Annotated in this window: 5 protein-coding genes; 2 read left to right on the top strand and 3 right to left on the bottom strand. The window is 63.0% G+C overall.

What is annotated here, in order from left to right; all coding sequences use genetic code 11:
* Positions 1-386 precede the first annotated feature (386 nt).
* Together JF542_RS24160 and JF542_RS24155 are read left to right on the top strand one after the other, a co-directional pair.
* Positions 387-1,826: a mannose-1-phosphate guanylyltransferase/mannose-6-phosphate isomerase gene (locus tag JF542_RS24160; protein WP_207077718.1), complete on the top strand. Its 1,440-nt coding sequence runs from the start codon at positions 387-389 to the stop codon at positions 1,824-1,826.
* 39 nt (positions 1,827-1,865) lie between these two features.
* Positions 1,866-3,239 (top strand): phosphomannomutase, encoded by a 1,374-nt coding sequence (locus tag JF542_RS24155; protein WP_207077717.1) that lies wholly within the window; start codon positions 1,866-1,868, stop codon positions 3,237-3,239.
* Between the two features lie 197 nt (positions 3,240-3,436).
* Here JF542_RS24155 and JF542_RS24150 read toward each other — a convergent pair whose 3' ends face one another.
* The 3 genes from JF542_RS24150 to JF542_RS24140 form a co-directional block, all read right to left on the bottom strand.
* A complete protein-coding gene (locus JF542_RS24150) occupies positions 3,437-3,706 on the bottom strand; it encodes a hypothetical protein (protein WP_207077716.1) in 270 nt (89 codons plus the stop codon).
* Between the two features lie 207 nt (positions 3,707-3,913).
* Entirely contained in the window at positions 3,914-4,363 is a 450-nt protein-coding gene (locus JF542_RS24145; RefSeq protein WP_207077715.1) for a hypothetical protein, read from the bottom strand.
* Entirely contained in the window at positions 4,360-4,983 is a 624-nt protein-coding gene (locus tag JF542_RS24140; protein ID WP_207077714.1) for a sigma factor, read from the bottom strand. The genes JF542_RS24145 and JF542_RS24140 overlap by 4 nt, the downstream gene beginning before the upstream one ends.
* Positions 4,984-5,264 lie beyond the last annotated feature (281 nt).

Raw genomic sequence — 5,264 nt, 5'->3', positions numbered from 1 at the left:
CTCGCAACCCGAACCTTCTCGAAGATCGGCGGTGGCCGCCAGCGTCGCACCCGGCCGCGCGCTGCGCTACGCTGGGGGCTCCGCGCGCGGCCTCCTACACCAACCGGTGGGGCACTACCTTCGGGGACCGCTCTGCGAGATGCGGCGAAATCCCGACAGATTGTGCAAATGCTGCCGCTTGTGATCGCAACTGGTGGCAGCACCAAACACCGCCACGAGGCACAGGAACATATGTGGAGGGCTATGGCGAGGCGGATACTTGGTGCGGAAAAGCAGTAGCGACTCTGGCAGCCTGTTTGGGGTTGGATTAGGGTGCGCAAGACTGGAATTCTAAGGCAGTAGGCACGCAGCGTAGTCTAGCTTGTCGACTGAGAAATCGGAGATTTATGAAGACCATTACCCCCGTCATTCTCTGTGGTGGTTCCGGTACGCGGCTTTGGCCGGTGTCACGGAAGAGCTTTCCGAAGCAGTTTGCCAGCCTTCTCGAGGAAGAGAGCCTGTTCCAGAAGACCGCGATGCGGCTGAGCGGGGCGGCGGGCTTCGACAAGCCCATCGCCGTGACCAACTCGGATTTCCGCTTCATCGTCACCGAGCAGCTCGCCGCCGTCGGCATCGATCCGGGTGCGATCCTGATCGAGCCCGAGGGGCGCAACACCGCGCCGGCTGTGCTTGCGACGGCGCTCTACCTGCATGCCAAGGATCCCGACGCGGCAATGCTGGTGGCCCCGGCGGACCACGAGATCGGCGACGCCGCCGCGTTCCGCGCCGCGGTCGAGACAGGCCTGAAGGCGCTCGAGGCGGGCAAGCTGGTGCTGTTCGGCATCCGTCCCGACCGGCCCGAGACCGGCTATGGCTATCTCGAGCTTGATGCCAGCGATGAGGGCGAGGGCACCGTGCCGCTCAAGCGCTTCGTCGAAAAGCCCGATGCGGCCACCGCGGCCAAGATGCTCGAGAGCGGCGGGTTCCTGTGGAACGCCGGTATCTTCCTGTTTCGCGTCAAGGACATCCTCGCGGCGTTCGAGGCCCATGCCAGCCATCTCGTGGCGCCGGTGACCGCGGCGGTCACCGAGGCAGATGTCGATCTCGGCTTCCTGCGCCTCGCGGCCAAGCCGTGGTCGCAGGCCGAGGACATCTCGATCGACTACGCGGTGATGGAAAAGGCCGAGGCGCTCGAGGTTGTGCCCTTCGATGCCGGTTGGTCGGATCTCGGCGGCTGGGACGCGATCTGGCGCGAGGCCGGGCCGGACGAGCGCGGCAATGTCACCCACGGTTCCGCCACGGCGATCGACTGCAAGGACTCGCTGCTGCGCTCTGACAGCGACACCGTCGAGCTGGTGGGCATCGGGCTCGAGGACATGGTCGCGGTGGCGATGAACGACGCGGTGCTCGTCGCGCCCAAGGATCGGGCGCAGGACGTCAAGCTCGCGGTCAACGCGCTGAAGAAAAAGGGCGCCAGGCAGGCGGTGGAGTTCCCCAAGGATCGTCGCCCCTGGGGCTGGTTCGAGAGCCTCGTGGTCGGCTCGCGCTTCCAGGTGAAGCGCATCGTGGTGCATCCCGGCGCCTCGCTGTCGCTGCAGAGCCACTTCCACCGTTCCGAGCACTGGATCGTGGTCGAGGGCACCGCCAAGGTGACCTGCGACGACACCGTCAAACTGGTGACCGAGAACGAGTCGATCTATATCCCGCTCGGCGCAAAACACCGGATGGAGAACCCCGGCAAGGTGCCGATGGTGCTGATCGAGGTGCAGACAGGCTCCTATGTGGGCGAGGACGACATCGTGCGCTACGAGGATGTCTATTCGCGGGGGCAGGGGGCGAAGGGCTGAGCGCCCTTCCTCGCGCAACGGACTGAGAGGCATAGGAATATGGCACCGAAATTCGGCACCAGCGGCCTGCGCGGCCTGGTGACAGAGCTGACGCCCGCGCTGGTCGCAGACCACGTGCGGGCCTTCATCGCGGCCTGTGACATCGGCAACGGGCTGTGCCTCGGGCGCGACCTGCGCCGGTCCTCCCCGCGCATCGCGGCGGATATCGCGGCGGCGGCGCGGGCCGAGGGCATCCGCGTCATCGATTGCGGGGCGCTTCCGACGCCGGCACTGGCGCTGGCGGCACAGGAGGTCGGCGCCGGGGCGATCATGGTGACCGGCAGCCACATCCCGGCGGATCGCAACGGTCTCAAGTTCTACTCGCGGACCGGCGAGATCACCAAGACCGACGAGGCGGCGATCAACGGCGCGCTCGGGCGTGCGGCAGGCACGGCCGAGGCCGACATGGCGCAGGACGAGGACGCCGCCGCGCGGTTTGTCGAACGCTATATCGAGGCCTGTGGCGCACGCGCGCTCAAGGGGCGCAGGATCGGGCTTTATGCCCATTCCGCAGTGGGCCGCGACGATCTCGCCGCGATCCTGCAGGGGCTTGGGGCGGAGGTGGTCGAGTATGGCCGCTCGGAGACCTTCATTCCCGTCGACACCGAGGCGGTCGATCCCGACACGCGTGCGCAGATTGCGGTGTGGGTCAAGGCCGACGGGCTCGACGCGCTGGTCTCGACCGATGGCGACAGCGACCGGCCGCTCTTGGCGGACGAGACCGGCACCATCGTGCCGGGCGATGTCATGGGGCAGATCACCGCCGAGATGCTGGGGGCCGACACCGTGGTGACGCCGATCTCGTCGAACTCCGGCGTGCAGAAGAAGACCTTCGGCGCGGTGCGGCTGACCCGGATCGGCTCGCCCTTCGTGATCGCCGGCATGGAAGAGGCCGGCGGCAAGGTGGTGGGCTACGAGGCCAACGGGGGCTTCCTGCTGGGCTTCGAGGCGCAGGGCCCGGCGGGTCCGCTGGCGCCGCTCGCCACGCGCGACTGCATGTTGCCGCTGATCATGACGCTGATCGCAGCCGGGGGCGGCACGCTCTCGGAGCGGGTGGCGCAGGAGCCGCCGGTGGTGACGATGGCCGACCGCCTGCAAGAGGTGCCGCAGGAGCGCTCGCAGCCTTTCGTGACCCGCTTGGCGGAGAGCACCGAGGCGCGCGCATCGTTCCTGGCCCAGCTTGGAGGTGATGAGGCCGGCACGGACCTGACCGACGGTGTCCGGATGACGCTGACCGACGGTCGCATCGTGCATGTGCGTCCCTCAGGAAACGCGCCGGAGTTGCGGTTGTATGTCGAGGCATCGGACAAGGCCGGGGCGGAGGCGCTCATGGCTGCGGGGCTGGCCGCGCTGCGCGGGGCGGTGCTCGGCTGACTGGGGCCGAAGGCCCGCCGCCGCGATCCATGACCACGGCGGGCGCGCCAAGCGAAAAGCCTGACGCGTCAGGATCGGCCGCTCTGGGTCCTGAGCCGGCGCATTCACCGACCAAGCGGACTGGCATGATCGAAACGGGCACCCCCAGGCTGACATCATTGCGGCTCCCGGAAGATCTTCTTGGAAGAGTTGGTCCCTCAATCTTCCAGGTCTGTGTTCGGGTCGACAGTGCCGCGTGCTTTTCGGAAGGCTTCGGGGAAGCCGTCGTCCTCCAGCTTTGCACCGTAATGCACATCAAGAAACAGGTTCGCGAGGTTCAGCGCTTGCTCGACGGTGAGGGGTTCGAATGCCCAAGCGGGCAGAGACAGCGTGTCTGTTCGGCCGGGGATTGTGCCCTCGATTTCCACGCTCTCACCGAGGAAGCGCAGGATAAAATCGGGCTGCTCGATGTGCTTTCCGGATGTCATGTATCTATCCTAATTTTTCTATCGCCTGCATTCCGTAATTACGCAACGCCGTAGTGCCGCAGTGATGGTGATGCGGTCGGTGGAAGGGCGCGACGCGTTCAATGCGTGCATGCCCGCGTTCAATGTCCATCGGTAGATAATGTCGAAAGAGTTTATAGGATTTCCTGTGAATGAGAAGAGGGCGCAGGCCCGAGGCCTGCGCCATAGTTATACTTCTTCGCGTTCCATTTCTTCACCCCGAACCGCCAAGTAATCTGCAAGTTCATCAAACAATTTTTCCGCCTCATTTTGCCATGCAATAAAGCTCGCTTCAATCAGATCGCAATCGAGATCACTCTGAATTTTCTCTACATCTTCCGCACGGTCCGGATCCGCATCCTTCCACTCCGACAATTCGTCGCCTTGATCCGGCACAATGTTGCAAAGAGTTTCGCGAGCTTGATCGATTTCTTCGAAATTCGACATGTGAGACGCAACGTGGTGAGCCATTTCATATACGGCGTCGGGGTCGTATATGACTGCGCAAATCATGCTTTGAATGGCGTCAACAAAAAACCGTGGACAATCCGGATCTGGTCGGAATAATTTTCTCCCATCATCACTTTCTGAGATCTCAAAGCAGAGCGCTACCCGTTCTGCGAGGTTTTGAATAGTCATTGTAAAACTTTCTTCTTGGTCCGATCCGGCGAGCTCCATTGCCCTCGGCTGAAGAGGAAGTGAGTCCATAGAGGCGGTTTCCAAAACTTTTCATCTGTCTTTTTTAATTTCTTACGGCAGTACGGCCTCAGATCGGGCCTAAGGCTATGCCAGCGATGAAGCCGATAGAGAGGAGGCACACGACGACCAGTAGTGCGAGCAGGAAATTCAGGCGGACGAGCATCGTCGCCAAGGCGCGACATTACGACGACCACTCGCTCGACATCTCGGATATCGACACCAAGCTTTCCCGCGGCCGCGAGGCGGGCCTCGGCCCCCTCCAGGCCGCACTCTCTCGTAGCGATCCCGGCCTTCTGAAAGAGGCGGCGGGCGCGCGATGTCTGATGCATCACGAAGGCCGTCCTGCGGCAGTAAGTCGCCAGCTCGTTGTACGCGATGCCGGAGAAAGAGGGCGTGAGCGCTCCTTTTTCCGTGTCGTAGCTCTCAAGACCTCTGATGATGCCGAGACGAGCCGTCTGCTGGAGATCTTCGGGATCGAGCCGGGACCATGCGAAGCGCCGCGCGACCTTCCGGACGAGCGGCTTATATTGGGAGAGAATTTCAGCTGTGTTCTGTGTCATGACCGGAAAGTCGGATCGTCGTCGACTTTCCAGAAACAAGTTCGGTCAGCTCACGTAGCCGAGGCTGTCGAGGCGCTTGGCGGGTTCAGTAGCTCGCGCGGCTTAGGCCCCTCGTTGGCACCGCATAATTTTACATAACCTTGATTCCGCGATACTTGGTTGTGTAGCCGCAAAGCTAAAATGTCACCCATGAACAATTCAGGAATGTCACTCTCCGTTCATAGACTGAGGGAGAATGGGCATGGGATGGGTGATGATGAGCGAGCGCGAGTTGAACCGCG

It is taken from the genome of Salipiger bermudensis, assembly GCF_017309175.1.
In the GTDB taxonomy this organism is placed as follows: domain Bacteria; phylum Pseudomonadota; class Alphaproteobacteria; order Rhodobacterales; family Rhodobacteraceae; genus Salipiger; species Salipiger bermudensis.
This window is presented reverse-complemented; position numbering and strand designations above follow the sequence as displayed.

Bases quoted from the DNA above. Each gene is read 5' to 3' on its own strand.
- JF542_RS24160 (WP_207077718.1), top strand. From the start codon at position 387: ATGAAGACCATTACCCCCGTCATTCTCTGTGGTGGTTCCGGTACGCGG.
- JF542_RS24155 (WP_207077717.1), top strand. From the start codon at position 1,866: ATGGCACCGAAATTCGGCACCAGCGGCCTGCGCGGCCTGGTGACAGAG.
- JF542_RS24150 (WP_207077716.1), bottom strand. From the start codon at position 3,706: ATGACATCCGGAAAGCACATCGAGCAGCCCGATTTTATCCTGCGCTTC.
- JF542_RS24145 (WP_207077715.1), bottom strand. From the start codon at position 4,363: ATGACTATTCAAAACCTCGCAGAACGGGTAGCGCTCTGCTTTGAGATC.
- JF542_RS24140 (WP_207077714.1), bottom strand. From the start codon at position 4,983: ATGACACAGAACACAGCTGAAATTCTCTCCCAATATAAGCCGCTCGTC.